Source organism: Brevibacterium antiquum, assembly GCF_016107655.1.
In the GTDB taxonomy this organism is placed as follows: Bacteria; Actinomycetota; Actinomycetes; order Actinomycetales; family Brevibacteriaceae; genus Brevibacterium; species Brevibacterium antiquum.
This window is the reverse complement of the sequence record NZ_JABASX010000002.1, coordinates 1-18,048: the sequence shown is the minus strand read 5'-3', so window position 1 is coordinate 18,048 and position 18,048 is coordinate 1. Positions and strand designations below refer to the sequence as shown.

The 18,048-nt window shown below is 64.8% G+C and carries 17 protein-coding genes; 10 read left to right on the top strand and 7 right to left on the bottom strand.

All coding sequences use genetic code 11. The features are described 5' to 3' along the window. Positions 1-64: 64 nt before the first annotated feature. Positions 65-1,840 (bottom strand): MOSC domain-containing protein, encoded by a 1,776-nt coding sequence (locus tag JFC13_RS03410; RefSeq protein WP_198395721.1) that lies wholly within the window; start codon positions 1,838-1,840, stop codon positions 65-67. Positions 1,841-1,955: 115 nt separating this feature from the next. Between JFC13_RS03410 and JFC13_RS03405 the strand changes: the two genes are divergently transcribed. Genes JFC13_RS03405 through JFC13_RS03395 form a run of 3 tightly spaced genes read left to right on the top strand, consistent with a single transcriptional unit; the run spans position 1,956 to position 4,746 of the window. Beyond that, positions 1,956-2,249: a metal-sensitive transcriptional regulator gene (locus JFC13_RS03405; RefSeq protein WP_009882215.1), complete on the top strand. Its 294-nt coding sequence runs from the start codon at positions 1,956-1,958 to the stop codon at positions 2,247-2,249. 53 nt (positions 2,250-2,302) lie between these two features. Next, positions 2,303-2,515, top strand: a complete 213-nt coding sequence (locus JFC13_RS03400; protein WP_198395720.1) for a heavy-metal-associated domain-containing protein — start codon at positions 2,303-2,305, stop codon at positions 2,513-2,515. Further along, positions 2,515-4,746, top strand: coding sequence for a heavy metal translocating P-type ATPase (locus tag JFC13_RS03395; protein WP_198395719.1), 2,232 nt, complete (start codon positions 2,515-2,517; stop codon positions 4,744-4,746). Before JFC13_RS03400 ends, JFC13_RS03395 begins: the two co-directional genes overlap by 1 nt. A 57-nt stretch (positions 4,747-4,803) precedes the next feature. On the opposite strand, the gene JFC13_RS03390 is transcribed toward JFC13_RS03395, so the two are convergent. Continuing rightward, positions 4,804-6,450: a long-chain-fatty-acid--CoA ligase gene (locus tag JFC13_RS03390; protein WP_198395718.1), complete on the bottom strand. Its 1,647-nt coding sequence runs from the start codon at positions 6,448-6,450 to the stop codon at positions 4,804-4,806. Between the two features lie 102 nt (positions 6,451-6,552). Continuing rightward, positions 6,553-6,816 (bottom strand): hypothetical protein, encoded by a 264-nt coding sequence (locus JFC13_RS03385; RefSeq protein WP_198395717.1) that lies wholly within the window; start codon positions 6,814-6,816, stop codon positions 6,553-6,555. Positions 6,817-6,961: 145 nt separating this feature from the next. Between JFC13_RS03385 and JFC13_RS03380 the strand changes: the two genes are divergently transcribed. From JFC13_RS03380 to JFC13_RS03370, 3 genes are read left to right on the top strand one after another with little or no spacing between them, the layout of a single operon-like run. After that, a complete protein-coding gene (locus JFC13_RS03380) occupies positions 6,962-7,639 on the top strand; it encodes a hypothetical protein (protein ID WP_332839326.1) in 678 nt (225 codons plus the stop codon). Continuing rightward, a complete protein-coding gene (locus tag JFC13_RS03375) occupies positions 7,639-8,655 on the top strand; it encodes a response regulator transcription factor (RefSeq protein ID WP_198395715.1) in 1,017 nt (338 codons plus the stop codon). The genes JFC13_RS03380 and JFC13_RS03375 overlap by 1 nt, the downstream gene beginning before the upstream one ends. A gap of 4 nt (positions 8,656-8,659) precedes the next feature. Beyond that, entirely contained in the window at positions 8,660-9,940 is a 1,281-nt protein-coding gene (locus tag JFC13_RS03370) for a sensor histidine kinase (RefSeq protein ID WP_198395714.1), read from the top strand. Positions 9,941-10,169: 229 nt separating this feature from the next. On the opposite strand, the gene JFC13_RS03365 is transcribed toward JFC13_RS03370, so the two are convergent. Next, the gene (locus JFC13_RS03365) at positions 10,170-10,742 is read right to left on the bottom strand and encodes a DUF1990 family protein (RefSeq protein ID WP_198395713.1); all 573 of its coding nucleotides are present in this window, start codon (positions 10,740-10,742) and stop codon (positions 10,170-10,172) included. A gap of 200 nt (positions 10,743-10,942) precedes the next feature. Here JFC13_RS03365 and JFC13_RS03360 point away from each other — a divergent pair, with 200 nt between their 5' ends. Then, entirely contained in the window at positions 10,943-11,395 is a 453-nt protein-coding gene (locus JFC13_RS03360; RefSeq protein WP_198395712.1) for a MaoC family dehydratase, read from the top strand. A gap of 123 nt (positions 11,396-11,518) precedes the next feature. Here JFC13_RS03360 and otsB read toward each other — a convergent pair whose 3' ends face one another. Continuing rightward, positions 11,519-14,164 (bottom strand): trehalose-phosphatase, encoded by a 2,646-nt coding sequence (gene otsB / locus JFC13_RS03355; protein ID WP_198395711.1) that lies wholly within the window; start codon positions 14,162-14,164, stop codon positions 11,519-11,521. A 71-nt stretch (positions 14,165-14,235) separates the two neighbouring features. Then, positions 14,236-14,964 carry an HdeD family acid-resistance protein gene (locus JFC13_RS03350; protein WP_232488203.1) on the bottom strand — a complete coding sequence of 243 codons (729 nt, stop codon included), beginning with the start codon at positions 14,962-14,964 and terminating at the stop codon, positions 14,236-14,238. A gap of 103 nt (positions 14,965-15,067) precedes the next feature. Here JFC13_RS03350 and JFC13_RS03345 point away from each other — a divergent pair, with 103 nt between their 5' ends. The 3 genes from JFC13_RS03345 to JFC13_RS03335 are packed head-to-tail and all read left to right on the top strand — an operon-like array spanning position 15,068 to position 17,163. Beyond that, positions 15,068-15,640 (top strand): helix-turn-helix domain-containing protein, encoded by a 573-nt coding sequence (locus JFC13_RS03345; protein WP_232488162.1) that lies wholly within the window; start codon positions 15,068-15,070, stop codon positions 15,638-15,640. Between the two features lie 30 nt (positions 15,641-15,670). Beyond that, positions 15,671-16,789, top strand: coding sequence for a serine hydrolase domain-containing protein (locus JFC13_RS03340; protein WP_198395709.1), 1,119 nt, complete (start codon positions 15,671-15,673; stop codon positions 16,787-16,789). After that, a complete protein-coding gene (locus JFC13_RS03335) occupies positions 16,786-17,163 on the top strand; it encodes a hypothetical protein (protein ID WP_198395708.1) in 378 nt (125 codons plus the stop codon). The genes JFC13_RS03340 and JFC13_RS03335 overlap by 4 nt, the downstream gene beginning before the upstream one ends. 68 nt (positions 17,164-17,231) lie before the next feature. Here the strand turns inward: JFC13_RS03335 and JFC13_RS03330 are convergent, their stop codons facing one another. After that, a complete protein-coding gene (locus tag JFC13_RS03330; RefSeq protein ID WP_332839325.1) occupies positions 17,232-17,657 on the bottom strand; it encodes a QcrA and Rieske domain-containing protein in 426 nt (141 codons plus the stop codon). Positions 17,658-18,048: the final 391 nt, after the last annotated feature.

Sequence of the window (18,048 nt, the reverse complement as noted above, 5' to 3'; positions counted from 1 at the left end):
GGCCGAGGCCGAGGCTCGGGTCGATCAGTGTCCGAGGCTGGGGCCCATCAGATCCTGAGGCTGTTCAGATCCCGAGGCTGATGGGCCCGGCGGGGACGGCGGAGCACACGAGCACCTCGTCGGCGGTGATCCGCGCGGCGGGCTCCACCGGGTAGATGACTGACCCGGCGGCCAAGGACACGGCGCAGGTTCCGCACGAGCCGCCCCGACAGGAGCTGTCGGCACGCAGTCCGCGCGCTTCCAGCGCATCGAGCAGGGTCCCCTGCTGCGGCTCCCAGAGGAAGCTGGTCCCCGAGTTCTCCAGGGTCACCTCGGCGGGCGGGCACTGGGCGATGACCTCACTCATGCCGGTGTGCGGAGAGGCGAAGATCTCCTGGTGCACTGCCGGGACTCCGGCTTCGGCGCTGGCGTCGAGCACTGCGCGGGTGAAATCGGCGGGTCCGCAGACCATGACGTTGTCGCAGCCTGCCAGCCAGTCGACGAGGTCTGCGTGACCCGGCCTGCCCTGGCTCGCGGTGTCACGATGGTGGGCCTCGACCGGGACCGCCCGAGACTCGGCCCGCTTCTGCAGGCGGTCCCAGAGACAGGCCGTCCGGTGGTCGCGGTCGACGTGGAAGAGCCTGATCTTGTCCGTGCCGGACAATTCCGCCCCGCGCATCAGTCCGAGGCTCGGCGTGATTCCGATGCCCGCCGTGACCAACGCGGTCGTGCCGCCGAAGACCCTGTCGGCGGTCATGGTTCCGTGCGGGCCGGAGGCGAGAATGGACTCTCCGGCGGCGAGCTCTGCGACCGCTCGGGAGCCCTTGCCCTGGGTGCGCACCGCGACCCGGACGATGTCCTCGGACACGTCCGTGATCGTATAGGTTCGCCAGAACGGTTCGCCCAGTTCGAGGTGGACACGCAGATTGGTGCCGGGTTCGTCGAATTCGCGGATCCAGCCCTGGTCATCGCGCAGTGAGACCTCGACGATGTCGTTGCAGATCTGCTGGCTGCCCAGCACCGTCATGAAGCGCGGGGTCCGCGCGGTTTTGACGAGCTCACGTGGGGCCTCGCCTTCGATCTCGATCTGATCACCGGTGCTGACCAGGCCGGATTCGAGGATGCGGCCGTAGATGCCGCAGTGCAGGTGGCCGCACGCCGAGGCCAGGACCCGGGGGACGTTGACGTCGACCTCGGTGGTGGCGGGGTTGACCGTGGTCGCCGGGCAGCGTTCGATCGCCTGGGTGATGGCCAGGCGCACCCCGCCGAGGCGGACGATCTTGCCGATGAGTGCGAACTCCTCGAAGGGAGCGAGTCCCTCGACGAGCACATTGCCGCGGAAGCGCAGCGGGTCGAGTTCGGTTTCGTCCGGCGACAGGGCCGCCTGCCCCTCGGCGGTCTGGGAGATCGCCGAGACCGTGGCCGGGTTGATGATCGAGATTCCCGAGGCCTTGGAATCGAACATCCCCTGATCCGCGACACTCAGTGCGCGAGGGAAGTCACCCTGCGGGGGTATGCGGGCAGAGAGGAAGTCCGCCGAGGCGGCCCTTGAGTCCCGGTCATCGGTGCGGAAGGTCGTGAACTCCTGGGTCGGGGACGTCAGGGTCACGGTCGCCGCAGACCCTTCAGGCACCTCGGCGAGGTCGAGTGCCACCTGCCATCTCTGCAGGTCGGTGTTGTTCTTGAGCACGGTGAACGCGGAGTATCTGTGCCAGCTGTCGTCGGGGACGTCGAGGCTGCCGTTGGTGAACGCGGCGACCCGGTCGCCGATGATGCCTCGCTCGGTGCGCACATCCGCCTCGGAGATCTCTTCGGCGGGGAACCCCTTGACGGGGAATCGATACAGTCTGGCAACACGCATGATTCGATTGTAGGAGCTTGGCGACGCCCGGTGCCCACGGTGAGACCAATTGCACAATGGCGGAGAACGATCGAGCGCCCTTGACCGATACCCTACAGGGGTATAGAGTATCGTCATGACTGAGCACCATGGATATACCCCGCAGAAGGACGCCCTTGCGAAGCGGATGAAACGGATCGAAGGTCAGGTCCGTGGGATCGGAAAGATGATCGATGACGACAAGTACTGCATCGACATCCTGACCCAGGTCTCCGCAGCGACGGCCGCGCTGCACGCGGTCTCCATCAACCTCTTAGAAGAGCACATCGCTCATTGCGTGGTCGACGCCGCATCCTCAGGGGATGACGACGCCGCCCGCAAGAAGATCGAAGAGGCTTCAGCCGCTATTGCCCGGCTCATCAAGAGCTGAGGCGGCAACATCGGCATACCTGCCGGTTGACGCGCGAAGACAGGAGACACATCATGACGACAACCACCATCAACGTCACCGGAATGACCTGCGGCCACTGCGAAGCAGCCGTGAGGGAAGAGCTCGGGGCGCTGCCCGGAGTCACCGACGTCGCCGTCGAGCTCAATGCCGGCGGCGACTCCCCCGTGACCATTACCTCTGAAAGGGACCTCGACGACGGGGCGATCAGCGCCGCCGTCGATGAAGCCGGCTATGAGGTGAAGTGATGTCACGCGAGGTCGATCTCGACATCACGGGAATGACCTGCGCATCCTGCTCGGCGCGCATCGAGAAGAAGCTGACACGCCTGGACGGAGTCAGCGCGGAGGTCAATCTCCCGCTCAATTCCGCGCACGTGGTCGTCGAATCCGAGCTCACCGACGCGGACCTCACTGCCGCCGTCGAGAAGGCCGGCTACGGCGCCACGGTCAAGACCACCTCGGCGAGCGGGCCTGAGATCGTCGACTACGATCCCAGGCATCTGCGGCCTCGGTTCCTCGGATCCCTGATTCTCGCAGTGCCGATCGTGGCCGTTTCCATGGTCATGAGCTGGCAGTTCCCCGGCTGGCAGTGGATCGTCGCGATCCTCGCCCTGCCCGTGGTGACCTGGGGCGCGTGGCCGTTCCACTCGGCAGCGTTCAAGGCCGCACGGGGCAGGTCCACGACCATGGACACCCTCGTCAGCGTCGGAATCATCGTCGCCAGCCTCTACTCCTACATCACCTTGGGTCGGGCGGTGGCCGCGGGCCACGGCTGGCAGATCCCCGGCGACTATCACGTGTGGTTCGAAGCCGCGGCCGCGATCACAGTGTTCCTGCTCATCGGCAAGCTCACCGAGGACAGGGCGAAGAACCGCGCCACCGCCGCCCTCAAGGCGCTGCTGGGACTGGGCGCCAAATCCGCGAGCGTGCTGCGCGATCGCAGCGACGGCGCTCGGGAGGAAGTCCAGGTCCCGATCGACGAGCTCACCGTCGACGATGTCTTCATCGTCCGTCCGGGCGAGAAGATCGCCACCGACGGCGAAGTGATCGCCGGCCACTCCGCTATCGACCAGGCGATGCTCACCGGCGAATCCGTTCCCGTCGAGGTCGGACTCGGTGACTCGGTCACCGGCGCCACGATCAACACCTCGGGTGCGCTCGAGGTCAGAGCCACCCGAGTCGGATCCGATACGACCCTGGCCGCCATGGCCGATCTGGTCAGCCGTGCGCAGACGGGCAAACCGGCCGTCCAGCGCCTGGCCGACCGGATCTCTGCGGTGTTTGTGCCGATCGTCTTCGCGATCAGCGCCCTCACGCTCCTGGCCTGGGGACTGATCACCGGCGACTGGGCGATGGGCCTGCACGCCGCGCTCACCGTCCTCATCATCGCCTGCCCCTGTGCGCTGGGTCTGGCCACGCCGACTGCTCTGGCCGTCTCGTCCGGACGCGGTTCCCAACTGGGCATCCTCGTCTCCGGGCCCGAAGCACTCGAGTCGACTCGTTCGATCGACACGGTCGTCCTCGACAAGACGGGCACCCTGACCACGGGCGTCATGTCCCTGCAGGCGACGCAGCTCAGTGACGAGGACTTCGCGGTTCTGGCTCGACTGGAGTCACAGAGCGAGCATCCCGTGGCCCGCGCGATCGTCGAGTCCGCCAGCACGCGGCAATGGTCCGACACGGATTCGCGGGTCGAGGCTCAGCCGCTCGCGCAGGCGAGCGCGTTTCAGGAACGATCGGCCGCCTCGTCGGTGGATGATTTCGAGAACATTCCCGGCGGCGGACTGCAGGCCACGATCGACGGCGCCGAGGTGATCGCTGGGCGCCCGGATCTGCTCCGGGAGCGCGGAATCGACGTCTCGTTCTCGGCTGTGGATGTGCCCATCGGTGCCACGATCGTCGCCCTGGCCATCGACTCTCACTTCCGGGGTCTGACATTCGTCTCGGACGAGATCAAGGCCGGTGCCGCCGAGGCGATCTCCGAGCTGCACTCGCTCGGCATCAACACCGTCCTCCTCACCGGGGACAATGCCCAAGCCGCCGAGGTGGTCGCGGGCAAGCTTTCCATCACCGAGATCCGTGCCGATGTCCGCCCCGAAGGCAAGATCGCCGTGGTCAATGAGCTGCAGGCTCAGGGGCAGGCGGTGGCCATGGTCGGTGACGGCATCAACGACGCCGCGGCCCTGGCCGGTGCCGACCTGGGCATCGCGATGGGATCGGGCACCGATGCGGCGATGGCGGCGTCGGACATCACCATGGTGCGTTCGGATCCGCGTCAGATCCCGCAGGCGATCCGCCTGTCCCGGAAGACTCTGGGCCTGATCAAGGGCAACCTGTTCTGGGCCTTCGCCTACAACACGGCTGCCGTTCCGATCGCGGCGTTCGGGCTGCTGAGCCCGATGATCGCCGGTGCCGCGATGGCGTTCTCCTCGGTCTTCGTCGTCCTCAACAGCCTGCGGCTGCTGAAGTTCAGGTAGAACTTCCAGCGCGTGAGGGCCCTCGCCGCGGTTAGCCCCAGTGAGGGCCCTCACACGTCAGCCCTGGATTCGTGAGGGCCGGTCGCCCCACTCCTGGTTGCGGAGTTCGAACTTCTGGATCTTTCCGGTCGAGGTCTTGGGCAGGGCCTCGACGACTTCGACCTCACGCGGGGCCTTGTACTTAGCGATCTGCGTGCGCACATGGTCGATGACCTCGGCCTCGGTGACTGGCTGTCCCTCACGCACGATGATGAATGCCTTCGGCCGTTCGCCCCATTTGTCGTCGGGGACTCCGATGACGGCGACCTCGAGGACTGCCGGGTGCGAGGAGATCGCCTGTTCGATCTCGACGGTCGAGATGTTCTCTCCGCCGGAGACGATGATGTCCTTCGACCGATCACGCAGTTCGATGTAGCCGTCCTCGTGCATCACGCCCAAGTCGCCGGAGTGGAACCAGCCGCCCGCGAAGGCCTTCGCGGTGGCGTCTTCATCGCGGAAGTAGCCCTTCATCACGTTGTTGCCGCGCATGACGATCTCTCCGATCGCCTGTCCGTCGGCTGGAACGTCGACGAGCTCGTCACCTGACTCGAGGGCGACGATGCGAGCCTGATCGGCCTGGACCATGCCGACCCCCTGCCGTGCGCGGAGCCTGGCTCGGGACTTGTCATCCAGTGAATCCCACGAATCCTGCCACTCGCACACCGTGTACGGGCCGTAGGTCTCCGTGAGGCCGTAGACGTGCACGATCTCGAAGTTCAGTGCCTCCATCTGCCAGATGAGGGTCGGGCTCGGTGCGGCGCCTGCCATCGTTGCTGTCACTGCCCGGTCGAGGGAATGGGCCTGCTCGGCGTTGATGACCGTGCTCATCACGGTCGGGGCACCGTTGAGGTGGGTGACCGTGTGACGATCGATGAGATCCCAGATCACGTCTCCGCGCACGTCGCGCAGGCACACCTGGGTGCCGCCGGCTGCGGTCAGCGCCCAGCCGGTGCACCAGCCGTTGCAGTGGAACATGGGCAGAGTCCACAGGTACACGCTCTTCTCGTCGTGTTCGGAGTGGATGACCTCGCCGAGAGCGTTGAGATAGGCGCCCCGGTGCGTGTACATCACGCCCTTGGGCCGTCCTGTCGTGCCGGAGGTGTAGTTGATCGACAGCGTCGCGCGCTCGTCCTCGACGCTCCAGCTGAGTGCCTCGGTGTCGGCTTCGGCGCCGGACAGGAACTCGTCCAGGCCGGTCACGACAGGTGAGGACGAATCCGGGCGGACCGCCTCGGCGGAGGAATCGATCGTCGTGTCCTCGACGTCGACGATGCGCTCGACGGTGTCGAGGCCATCGATGACGGGGGCGACGCTGGGCCACAGCTGCGTGTCCACGACCAGCAGCTTCGCCTGGCTGTGGTTGCAGATGTAGCGGACCTCTTCGGGGGCCAGCCGGGTGTTGATCGGCACCAGCACGGCGCCGGCCAGCGGCACGGCGAATTCCGCGATGAGTGCCTCTGGGAGGTTGGGCATAAGGTAGGCGACTCGGTCGCCGGGCTTGATGCCCGCTGCGCGAAGAGCATGCGCCCGGGTCTCCACGGCCGCGGCGAATTCGCGGTAGGTCATCTCCTGGTCGTTGTAGACCACGGCGCGCTTGTCGGGAAAGACGTCGGCAGAGCGGCGCAGGAAGGACAACGGTGTCAGTTCTGTGTTCCAGGTCTCCATGGAAAAATCCTACGTCACCGAGGTGGGCCTCAGCCGACAGGGGTCATGTCTGCTGGCAGGGGGTCATGTCTGCTGACCGTGGTTACGTGAGGACCGCTGTGCTCATTTGAGGATCGGGTAGGTCTGATCGTCATTTTGGGTGTCATTGCGCATCACCCAATTGAGAATGCAGGCGCAGGCGCTGACCAGGACGAACGCGGCACCAGCATAGACGAAGGCGAACCCGAACGCGGTCCCGTCCTGCCAGGCGCGGGTGACGATGATCGACAGGATCAGAACGGCGATGCCGCAGACGAGCCCCACTTTGAACGCATCCCTGTAGGACACGGTGCTGGTGGACTTCTTCTCAGACTTCGATGCTGCCATGCCCCCAGCGTACCGACCTCAGCTGAGAATCGGTGCACCGAGGTCGCTCAGCAGCCCGGAGACGAGGTGAGCAATCAACCGTTCCTGATTCGCCCGAAACGCGGCTCAGGTGGACTACCCGAGCAGAACAAGCAAAAATGTCTACGTGCCCAACCCCATTCGGCGCCCCTCTGATGAGGTGTCGCGCGCGCTCAGCCCGAACCAGGTCACCCCTGGTCAGGAGTCGCGCCCGCGCACGATCAGCAGAACAGTGATCGCAGCCGTCCTTGCGACGCTCACACTGGCGGGCATGGCCGCATGCGGTCCGGACAGGGGATTGCGGGTCGAACCTGAAGGTGAGACATCCCCCTCAATGTTCGAACCTGCCAACAAAGATTCGGGTCGACCCGACGAGCCCTTCTCGCTCAAGGAGATCCGCAAGCTCATCGTCGACGCTTCGGGAATCGCAGTGACGGGGAAGGCGACAGAGTCTGCGCAGGTCGTCGCCGACTGCAAGGAATGCCTCAAATTCTCAACGCCCTTCCTCAGTGACGATAAGAGGTTCCAACTCGTCACCGTGGCCAATCCCCAGCAGAAGAGCGAGATCGTTGCGGGCGCCGTCATCAGCGAAAAGGACGGCGAACCACGCCTTGAACTGATCGCCACCGGCAACCAGCTGAAACTCAGCCCAGGTAAGAATGGGACACTGGTGGTGCAGGAGGCGATGTACGCCGACGGTGACGATGCCTGCTGCCCTTCGGGTTGGTCGGTGCAGGTCTTCCGCCTGCATGAAGGTAGGTTTGAACCGGGTCAACGCTTCACGCGGCTTAATGGAGAAACGTAATGCATATTGTTCTGGTTGAGGATGACGAGGTCATCCGGGAGACAACCCAGATCGGCCTGGAACGGTTCGATTACACGGTGTCGGCATTCGCCGACGGTCGCGAGGGGTACGAGTTCGTCGCTGCACATGGTGCCGACGTTCTGCTCCTCGACCTCATGCTGCCCACAATGAACGGCGCATCCATCTGCCGGGCCGTGCGTGAGCGGTCCACCATTCCCATCATCATCATCTCCGCACGCTCGGATGCGATCGACATCGTCCAGGCGCTCGAAGCCGGAGCCGACGACTATCTCACCAAGCCGTTCGACATGCAGGTGCTCAACGCCCGCATCCGCGCTGTCGTCCGCCGCTTCATCACCACCGGCACCGACAAACTCGGCTACTCCCCGACCACCGAGATGGACGAGGAGCACGAAACCGTGATCGGCCCCGGCGGCATGATCACTGGGGACGGAATCCCCGAGGTGCTCGGAGCCAGCCCAGGCATGGACACCCGCGAACGCCTCAAGGCCCAACTCGAGTCCGATGACACGTTCCTGGGCGCGGGCGGAAAGTTCACCTCGGGGGACATGAACGACAGCGGCAACGAGCAGATGATCGGCGGCGATGTCACCGTTCCTCCCCGCCCTGACAGCTCACCGGCCATGCAGGCCGGCTCCAGCCAGGGCGGCTACAAGGGTATGGGCGCGAACAGCAACGGCAGCACCGAGTCCGACCGCGAGCTCGGCCCGTTCCGGACGCGGCTGGGTTCCCTGGTCCTCGACACCGGTCGCCTGACCGTGGAGATCGACGGCGAGGAAGTCCACCTCACCCCCACCGAGCTGCGAGTCCTCCTGCTCCTGACCGAACAGCCCGAGCACGTCTACTCCCGTGAGAAGATCGCCTTCACCGTCTGGGGCTATGAATGGGCCGGTGACTCCCGTGTCGTCGACGTCCATATCCAGCGCCTGCGGAAGAAGATCGGCGCCAACATGATCGAGACCGTCCGCGGATTCGGATACCGCTTCGCGGGCTGATCCGATGTCACTGCGCTGGAAGATCTCCCTTCTCATCGTTGCCTCGGTCATCATCGCCGTGCTCTCCTGCTCCATCGTGCTGCGCCAGTCCGCGGCCCGTGCCGAGGATGACCGCATGCGCTCAACCGTGACCGAGCAGCTCGCGAACTCCGTCGCCATCTTCTCCGAAACCGGAGTGCTCACCCTCAATGCCCGCATCGACGACCCCGACCTGCCGAAGGATGCCCGCGCCCAGGCGCTCAAGGACCAGAGCGTGACGATGCGCTCCGAGGTCGACGGTGAGGAGATCGTGTGGGCGGCCGCCCCGATGGAGGTCGGCTCCCACACCGTGGTGATCTCCGTGCGCGCTTCGACCAAGGACAGCCAGGAGCTCATCGGCCGCATCGACCAGGCGCTGCTGGTGGGAATGATCGGCTCCTCGCTGGTCGTCGGCGGAGTCGGCTCCATCGTGGCTGGGCGTATCTCACGCAGGCTGACTCTGGGCGCCCAGGCCGCGCGGAAGATCGCAGCCGGAGATACGAGCATCAGGATCGCCGATGTCGTCGACGACACTGACCAGGAGGTCGCGGCCTTCGCCTCGGCGGTCGACACAGCCGTGACGCGACTGACTGAGCGCATCGACTCCGAGCAGCGCTTCACCGCGGACCTGGCGCACGAGATGCGGACACCGCTGACCGGCCTCGTCAACGCGGCCAACCTGCTCGAAGAGGATTCGCGTCCTGCCGAGCTCGTCAAGGATCGGGTGAAGCGCATGCAGGTTCTCGTCGAAGACCTGCTCGAAGTCTCGCGCCTCGATGCGGGTCGCGCGAATCCCGAGTTCACCCGCGTCAACATCGACCAGACGGTCCAGTCGCTGCTGGGCACGATGACGGCCTCCGGCGCTCTGGGCGGCCACGAGATCGACACCCAGTTCGCGGCTCTGAATTCGACGCTGGTCACCGATGTCCGGCGGTTCGAACGCATCATCACCAACCTGCTCGTCAACGCGATCAAGCACGGCGGGGACCCGATCCGCCTGGAGACGAGCACCCGGAGCATCACGATCACCGACTCCGGGTCCGGCTACCCACCCGACATCGTCAACACCGGCCCGACCCGCTTCGTCTCCGCCGGTGGCGGCGGCATGGGCCTGGGACTCGTCATCGCACAGGGGCAGGCCCGTCTGCTGGGCATTCGCCTGATCTTCAGCAATGATCCGATCACCGGCGGTGCCCGCACCGAGGCGATCTTCCCGGACCCCGAGGCACAGGACTCAGCACTCCAGCAGTATCTCGAATCTGCCTGAGGTCTCAGCAGGGCAGCTTCGCAGGGCCCACGGCACCGATTGGCCACTGTTGGACAGCCTCTGGAAGGCAGCAGTCGGTGCGTGATTGTGGAGTTGCGTTGCGCAGTTGCGTCATTGTGCAGTTGCGTGCGATTTCGTGGGAAATTTCGAACGCGAGCCAACAATGACGGTACGCACAATGGCGGTTGCCCAGGCTGCGTGGGCCTCGTCCTCTCTGGAATCGCGGTCCTCATCGACGCAAGGCGCGCGAGTAGCGCCTGCGGTAGATGATCTGGGCGAGGCGGACAAAGGGGTCGCCGAGGCGCCAGATCCCCATTCCCGCTCGTGAGACGAAGCGCAGCACGAGGAAGACTCGATCATCGTCAGCGTGGATGAGGATGAATGACTCCTCGCCTGTGATCGGGTGCCCGGGTTTCGTCCCGTAGGTGAAACCACGTCGTGGCTCGGTCTCGAATACCTCGATGAGGCGTGCCGGCTCCGGCAAGCGGAACGGCCCGAGCCGCACGAAGATCGTCGGCTCCTGACCGGCGCGAACCCGCGCGGCGCCTGTGCCCGCACTCAAGGACCCCGTGCCCGCACTCAAGGACCCCGTGCCCGCACTTAAGGACCCCGTTTCGTCCTCCGAAGCCCGCGCACCGATGTCGAATCCGCTGCGGATCTTCACCTCCCAATGCAGGAGCTCCTCCGCGCAGCGGTCGAAAGTCTCGCGGCCATGACCGACGAAGTAGGCTGATTCGAAGTGTCGGTAGTCTGCCGGCCGGTCGACCCACCGGGGCGAGAGCGGCTGAGTCAGTGGTTCCATGCCACCAACCTCACCGAAATCCGGACACACCATCGCCGAGTCATTACCGAATCCCGGACACACCGGTGCCAAGTGCGAGGCGAACAAGTAAGGTGCCAAGTACTGACATTCCTTCAATCGAATGTCCGCTAAGAACACGCAAGACGCTCGCCACTGACGACCATCATGCACGACCGTCACGGATCAAAGGAGAACCAAGAATGCGCACACTCAATGGAATCGCTGAGATCACCTCGCTCGTCGGCACCGAGTTGGGCTCGTCCGAGTGGACGACGATCGACCAGGCCGCGATCAACACCTTCGCCGATGTCACCGACGATCACCAGTGGATCCACATCGACGAACAGCGCGCGGCAGAGGGCCCCTACGGTTCGACGATCGTCCACGGCTTCTTCACCCTGTCCCTGATTCCGAAGTTCTCGAGCGAGATCTTCACGATCGAGGGCGTGTCCATCCGCGTCAATTACGGCCTCAACAAGGTCCGCTTCGCGCAGCCGGTGCCGGTGGGCTCCCGCTTGCGCGGCACCGTCAGCGTCAACGAGGTCATTCCCGGCGACAAGGGCACCCAGGTCATCCTCAAGCACGTCATCGAGATCGAAGGCGAAGACCGCCCTGCGTGCATCGCCGAGGTGGTCACCCTCCTCGTCGAGTGAGGCTACGCCACCTGCGGCGAGGCACGGGTTGCATGTCGAAAAACACACGCTTGCACCCGTGTATCGACACTCGCCCCGTTTCTCGGTTGCCGGTTGCCGGTTGCCGGTTGCCGTATGCCGTGCTCAGCTGGGGCGGTAGGCGTCGAGCATCTGCGCGACGCGGATATAGCCCAGGTGAGAGTAGGCCTGCGGGTGATTGCCCAGGTGCATCTCCGCGACCGGGTCGTATTCCTCGGCCAACAGTCCGGTGGGCCCCAGCAGGTTGTCCAGCTGACGGAACAGGTCCCAGGCGTCGTCGATGCGTCCGACCTTGATGAAGGCCTCGATGAGCCAGGTCGTGCAGATGTGGAAGCCGCCCTCAAGACCGGGCAGCCCATCGTCGTAGCGGTAGCGGAAGACCGTCGGACCTGCTCGCAGCTCGCGCTCGATGGCATCGACGGTTGAGACGAAGCGCGGGTCGTCGGCCGGCAGCAGGCCCGAGAGCCCCACGAACAGGCACGCCGAGTCGAGGTCGGTCTCACCGTAGGCAACGGTGAAGGCCCCGACCTCTTCGTTGTAGCCGTTCTCAAGCACATCGTGAGCGATCTCCTCGCGCAGCTGCCGCCAGGCACCGGGAAGTTCGCGGCCGAAGCGCTCTGCGATCTGCAGCGCCCGATCGACGGTCACCCAGCACATCACACGCGTGTAGACGTTGTGCTTCGGCGGACGCCTGGCCTCCCAGATTCCGTGATCGGCTTCGAACCACCGTTTGCTCACGGCTTCGACCATCTGACACGTCAGTGTCCAATACGAATCCGGAAGATCGCCGAGGTGTTCGCTGAGTTCGTTGAGGAGTTCGGTGACCGGGCCGAAGACGTCGAGTTGGACCTGGTGTTCGGCCGCGTTGCCCACCCGAACCGGGCGGGATCCCGCGTATCCGGGCAGGTGGGCCAGCACCGCCTCGGTGGTCAGTGCGGAACCGTCGACGGCGTAGAGCGGGTGGAGCTGCTCGGGAGACACTGTACGGGCCAGGATTCCCGTCAGCCAGGACAGGAATCCTTCGGCTTCGCCTGTGGACCCGAGGGAGAGCAGCGCGCGCACGGTCATCGATCCGTCGCGCAGCCAGGTGTAGCGGTAGTCCCAGTTGCGCACGCCGCCGATGCCCTCGGGCAGGGAGGTCGTCGGTGCCGCGAGCACCCCTCCGGTCGGTTCGTGGCACAGGGCGCGCAGGGTCACCGCCGAGCGGATGACCTCTTCGCGGTGGTGGCTGGGGATGTTGAGGGTGTCGACCCAGTTGGTCCAGAAGTTGAGGGCGCGCTCGCGCACATGGTGCTCACCGCCGGCGGCCATGTAGCGGGCATCGCCGGTGCCGGTGCCGCAGGCCAGAACGAGGACCACGACGCCACCCGGCATGTCAGAGGGCACGACAACCGCCTCGGCGGTGTGTGACTGTCCGGTCTCACTGATCTCGAAGTCGAGACCGGGCGCGATCAGGGAGATGGGCTCGGAGGTGCCGAGCAGCTTCACACCGTCGTGGGTGCGGATCATACGCGTCGGCACGGTGGCGTAGTCCAGTCGTGGGGCGAAGCGGATGCGGGCGGCAGTGTCGCCGGTGAGCACGCGCACAACGATGGTGTCATCGCTGTTGGCGTCGACCGGGGCGAGGTAGTCGATGCAGTTCAGGCCCGGCCAGCGGGTCTCCAGGAGTGTGGAGTGGGTGAGGTAGCGCTGTGTCAGCGGGACGGTGCCGGCTTCGGTGTCGACGGCGAAGAATCCGGCAGCCTCGGCGCCGAGGATTTCAGAGAACATCGACGAGGAGTGCGGCAGCGGGTGCGGCATCCAGCAGATGCTGCCGAAAGGGTCGACCAGTGCCGTCGACTGCCCGTTACCCAGCAGACTGTGCCGGTGGATCGGGGTCGCACGTCTGCCGAACAGCCAGGATTTGCGCAGCTCATAGATCGCGGCGAGGACGACGGAGACCTCCTCCGGGGAGCTGATCGGAAAGTCCGCGTGCGTCTCTGCAGGGTCGCGGCCCACCTTGAGCCCCAGGTCAGCCTCCCCCAGCGTTTCGAGGGCGAATTCGTCCGCGGTGTCATCGCCGATGAACACGACCACCTCTGCCCCGGTCTGCTCCCGAAGACGCTGCAGAGCATCGGCCTTCGACGACGGGACCACCGAGAGGTCGATGACCTGCTTGCCCCGAGTCGGGAAGATCGTATGAGTGTCGACGAGGTCATCCACCGCAGATTCGACCTTGTGGCGTTCCCCCTCGTCGAGCCCGCGCAGGTGGACAGCCGCGCCGGTGGTCTTGTGCTCGATGATCGTGGTCGGCAGCGTCTGGAACAGGTCTCGCCGGAGGCCGTCGAGAGCCGTGCGCTGCTCCGGAATGAGGCTGTCGATGGCGACGGTGTCCGTCTCTCCGCCGTGGGAGCCGAAGAGGTGGACCTCCCGGGGCAGCCGTGACATCGCCGCGAGATCGCGGAGGCTGCGACCGGAGATCACCCCCGCCGAGGTGGACGGGAGCAGAGCGAGCGCGCGCAGTGAGTCGACCGAGGAGTCCAGCGGGAAGGCCTGGCCGGGGAGGTCGACGATCGGCGCAATGGTGCCGTCGTAGTCGGTGGCGATGAGGAGTGAGGGCGACCGTGAGACTTCGAAGAGGCGGCGGAAGAGCTCCGGGGAGAGTTCGCGGCTGGCTTCGGCCAAGTCACCCAAGAGGCCCGAGGAGCTGACGGAGGCGGCGATGGGAGTCAGTGGGGAAAGATTCTCGTAGTCGTGCTCGACGGTACTCATCTCACCTCGGTCTTCTCGAGTTCGGCTGGGGGCGTCGGGTGACGTGGTATTCGGCGGCTGCGCCGCGAGTGTCAGTTCTTATCGTCAGGAGCGTCTGGTTTGTCGGGAGTGCCTGGTGTGTCGGGAGCAGTTGGATCATCAGTCTCGGCTGCGGGGAGGGCATCGACGAATGATTCGCCGCCGGCTGCAATCTGCTTGGCTTTGCTGATGCGCGAGTAGCCGCCGATGATGAAGATGACGCCGGCGATGAGCGTGGCCACACCGGTGAAGCCGAGGATCCACAGCGCACCGAATCCGTCTCCGAAGATGAGGATTACGCCGAGCAGCACATGGCAGGCCGCCGCGATGAGGAAGTCCGAGGCCATCGGGTGGGACTTGAGCTGACGGTAGTTGTACAGCTCGATGAGTCCGTGGAGCAGGGCCCAGATGCTCATTGCCGCGCGCAGCTCCGCGGGCTGGTCTGCCAGGAACAGGAACACGATCGCGGGGATCGTGATGACAGCTTGGCCGTAGACCGCTGTGCGCACGCTCAGCGGCGAGCGGAGTGCTTGGTAGACAAGGGCGAGAGCGAAGAGCACGAGGTAGCTGATGGACAGGATGTCGACGATGTCGACGCCCATCGACAGGTGCTTGGGGCTTGCCGCATCACGTGGCCAGAAGACCGTCGCGAAGCCGAAAGCGACGCCGAGGATTCCGCGGACGACCATCGGAGCACCGAGCGCTTTCGACTCGGAGATGGCCTGGGGCAGTGCTTCAGGTCGCGGTTGCGTGGACTCGGTGCGCGGTTCGTTGGTACTCATCACACCACCAGTTTAGGTCTCTCACCTGAGTCTGTCTGGTACCGGGCTCGCCACTAGCAATTCACGTCTTTACGTAATTACGTATCAGTTGTATTCTGATGCTATGAGTACCCCGTCGAAGGATGATTCAAGGAGCCCAGTCGAGGCTCGTCTGGCAGAACTCGAGCGCAAGGTCGCCGACCTGGAGAATGCTGCGGTCGCACCCGCTGCTCCTGCCGCGGCAGCATCCGACTCTGTCCCAAGCCGACGACCGGCCCGAGCTGCCGAGGACGATACTTTCTGGGCTCTCAACGGCCTCCTCGACCATGCGGGAGACGAGGGTGGTGTCGTCTACACCGGCCACACCACCCCACCGGGCGCCGAGTCCCCGGTCTCCTGGCAGATGGGTCTGCCCTCGGCTGCACTCGAAGACCTCAACTTCGCCGAGGCGGCCCCTGCCCTGGCAGCACTGGGACACCCCGTCCGACTTGAGCTCCTGCAGGCGGTCTACGAGGGCACGACCACTGTGTCCCAGCTCGGCCAGGATGACCGATTCGGCACAACCGGCCAGATCTACCACCACGTCCACGCTCTCGCCGGAGCCGGCTGGCTCGAGAATTCTCGGCGCGGGCACTGGAGGGTCCCTGGTCAGAAGATCATCCCCCTGCTCACACTCATCCTCATCGGCACCCACTGACACCGCACTGACCGTGGAACAGGACAGCACATGGACACCAGTACCAACGCCTCGCACACGCGCACCCCTCCCCCGCACGGGATTCCGGCCATACCTCAGCGACGGCTCACTGCAATCATCGCCGCTGTGATCACTGCCGCTCTCCTCGTGGTCATCACACCGTTCCCCCGCGGATTCCAAGGCCAGACCACCGGCAACGCCGGTCTGGTCAAACAGGTCGAAGAGACCCTCGGCAGCGCGTACTGGCACCATGCTGCGGCCGCGAAGGTCAACGGCGATGAGGTCACCTTGGGTGGGGTCGGTGCTGACGAGAATACCGAGTTCGAGATCGGGTCGATCACGAAGACCTTCACCGCTGCGCTCTTCGCCGACGCCATCGAGCGGGGTGAGATCGACGAGAACGCCCGACTTGGCGATGTGTGGCCCGATCTCGAAGGAGATATCGCCGAGGTGACCCTGACCTCGATCGCCACGCAGCGTTCGGGTCTGCCCAAACAGGACCCGGCGCTGAACTTCGGAGACGGCCTTGCGAGCCTCCTTTCGAGATATCTCCACACCGACCCCTATCGCGGGACCGCGAGGGACCTCGCCGGCTCACTCAAGGATGCAGACGTGGGTGAGAAGAAGCCGGAGTACTCGAACTTCGCCTTCGGGATCCTCGGCCAGGCCCTCGCGACGGTCACCGGATCCAGCTACGGAGATCTCGTTCGCGACCGGATCACCGAGCCTTTGGGGATGGATAACACGTACGTGCCCGAATCGGCGCAGGGACTGCCCCACGGGTACACAGCCTCCGGGCTTCCGGCTGCTCCCTGGACGCTGGGCGGGACGGCCCCGTCGGGCGCCGCCAGGTCGACGGCGCACGATATGAGCATCTGGCTGCGAGCGACGATGGATGGGACAGCTCCAGGCGCCGAGGCGATCGAACCTCGCGAAGACTACGACGAGTGCAACCGCATCGGCTGGGCCTGGTTCACAACGAAGGATCGCAGTCCGAATCTCACCTGGCACAACGGCGGCACCGGCGGGTACCGGTCCTACCTCGGTTTTGACCCCAATTCGCGCGAGGGGATCGTCGTCCTCGTCGATTCAGCTCACTGGGTCGACGACGCCGCCGATCTGATCTCGTCGGCCGGAGACCGATCATGAATCCCGAACTCTTCTCTCAGATCGCCAGCGCAGTCGTCGTCGCGTGGGGGTCCTTCGCCGCTATCCGGGCAACTCGAGCGACAACCCGAACAATGCTGCTGAGCAATCTTCTCGTTGCCGTCGCCATGCTGCTGCTCGTCCGGCTCATCGCCGACTTCGGCGGCTGGAACTCATGGTTCTTCTACGTCTGGATGCTCAGCCTCTGCGGCTATGTGATCGCGGTGTACCTGGCGGCAACAGTGTGGCCGACCCTCTCGTGGAGGGCAGCGAATAAGAAGACGCGTCGGTCGGAGATGGCCAATCTCAGCGTCTCGAGCGTCCTCACGCTCGCCGTCTCCGGTGCCCTAGTGGTACCGGGACTGCTGCTGAGCTAGGACCGTCGGCAACGTACAATACCGAAATCACCGAAGATGCCCCTCCCAAGAGGTGAGGTGCGCTCGGTTCAGGAACTGCCGGAGATCGTCAGCTTCCCGCCGGTTTCAGACACCGAATATTCGGCGAGTGGCTCGGTCGCGGGACCGCCGGTCACCTCACCTGAAGTGGTCGAGAACCTCGAGGAATGACACGGGCACACGATCTCCTTTTCGGTCACGGTGCGAACCTGGCAGCCCTGGTGTGTGCAGACGGAAGAGAAGGCGTGGAACTCGCCCTCCTTCGGCTGGGTGATGACATAGGTTTCGTCGACGACGGTTCCGGATCCGACAGGAACCTCGCTGGCCTCAACGGTGACATCTGCGCCGGAGTCGGACTGTGAGTCGCTTGGCTCCCCCGAGGTGCACGCCGAGGTGAGCCCTACAGAGGAGCCGACGACTGCGACTCCGCCTACCACACTTGCTGACTTGATGATCGTGCGCCTGTCCGTTTCCACTCTGCTCCTCAGTTTTATGCCCATGAGCCCGTTGCTCGGTAGTTCGGCCTCCAGGGTAACGCGAGGAGATGACACAGCAATGACAATGGACGGACGTTCCGTGTCTCCCTGGCTGTGACAAGTCCATCTGTCACCTGCCGGCCACCCCGAAGGGGCCGGTGAATATGAAAAAGGGGGTCATCCCGCAACACACGAGACAACCCCCAACACAACCCCACGCACACGAAAACACACAAGGCCATGAATACGAGAAAAGGGGCCACCCCACCAAAAGCGGAATGACCCCATTGAATGCAGGAAGGCCACCCTGTCAACGACAGGATGGCCTCCCCACTAAAGAATATTGCGGCAGTCACTTACTCTCCCACAACCACCAAGTTGCAGTACCATC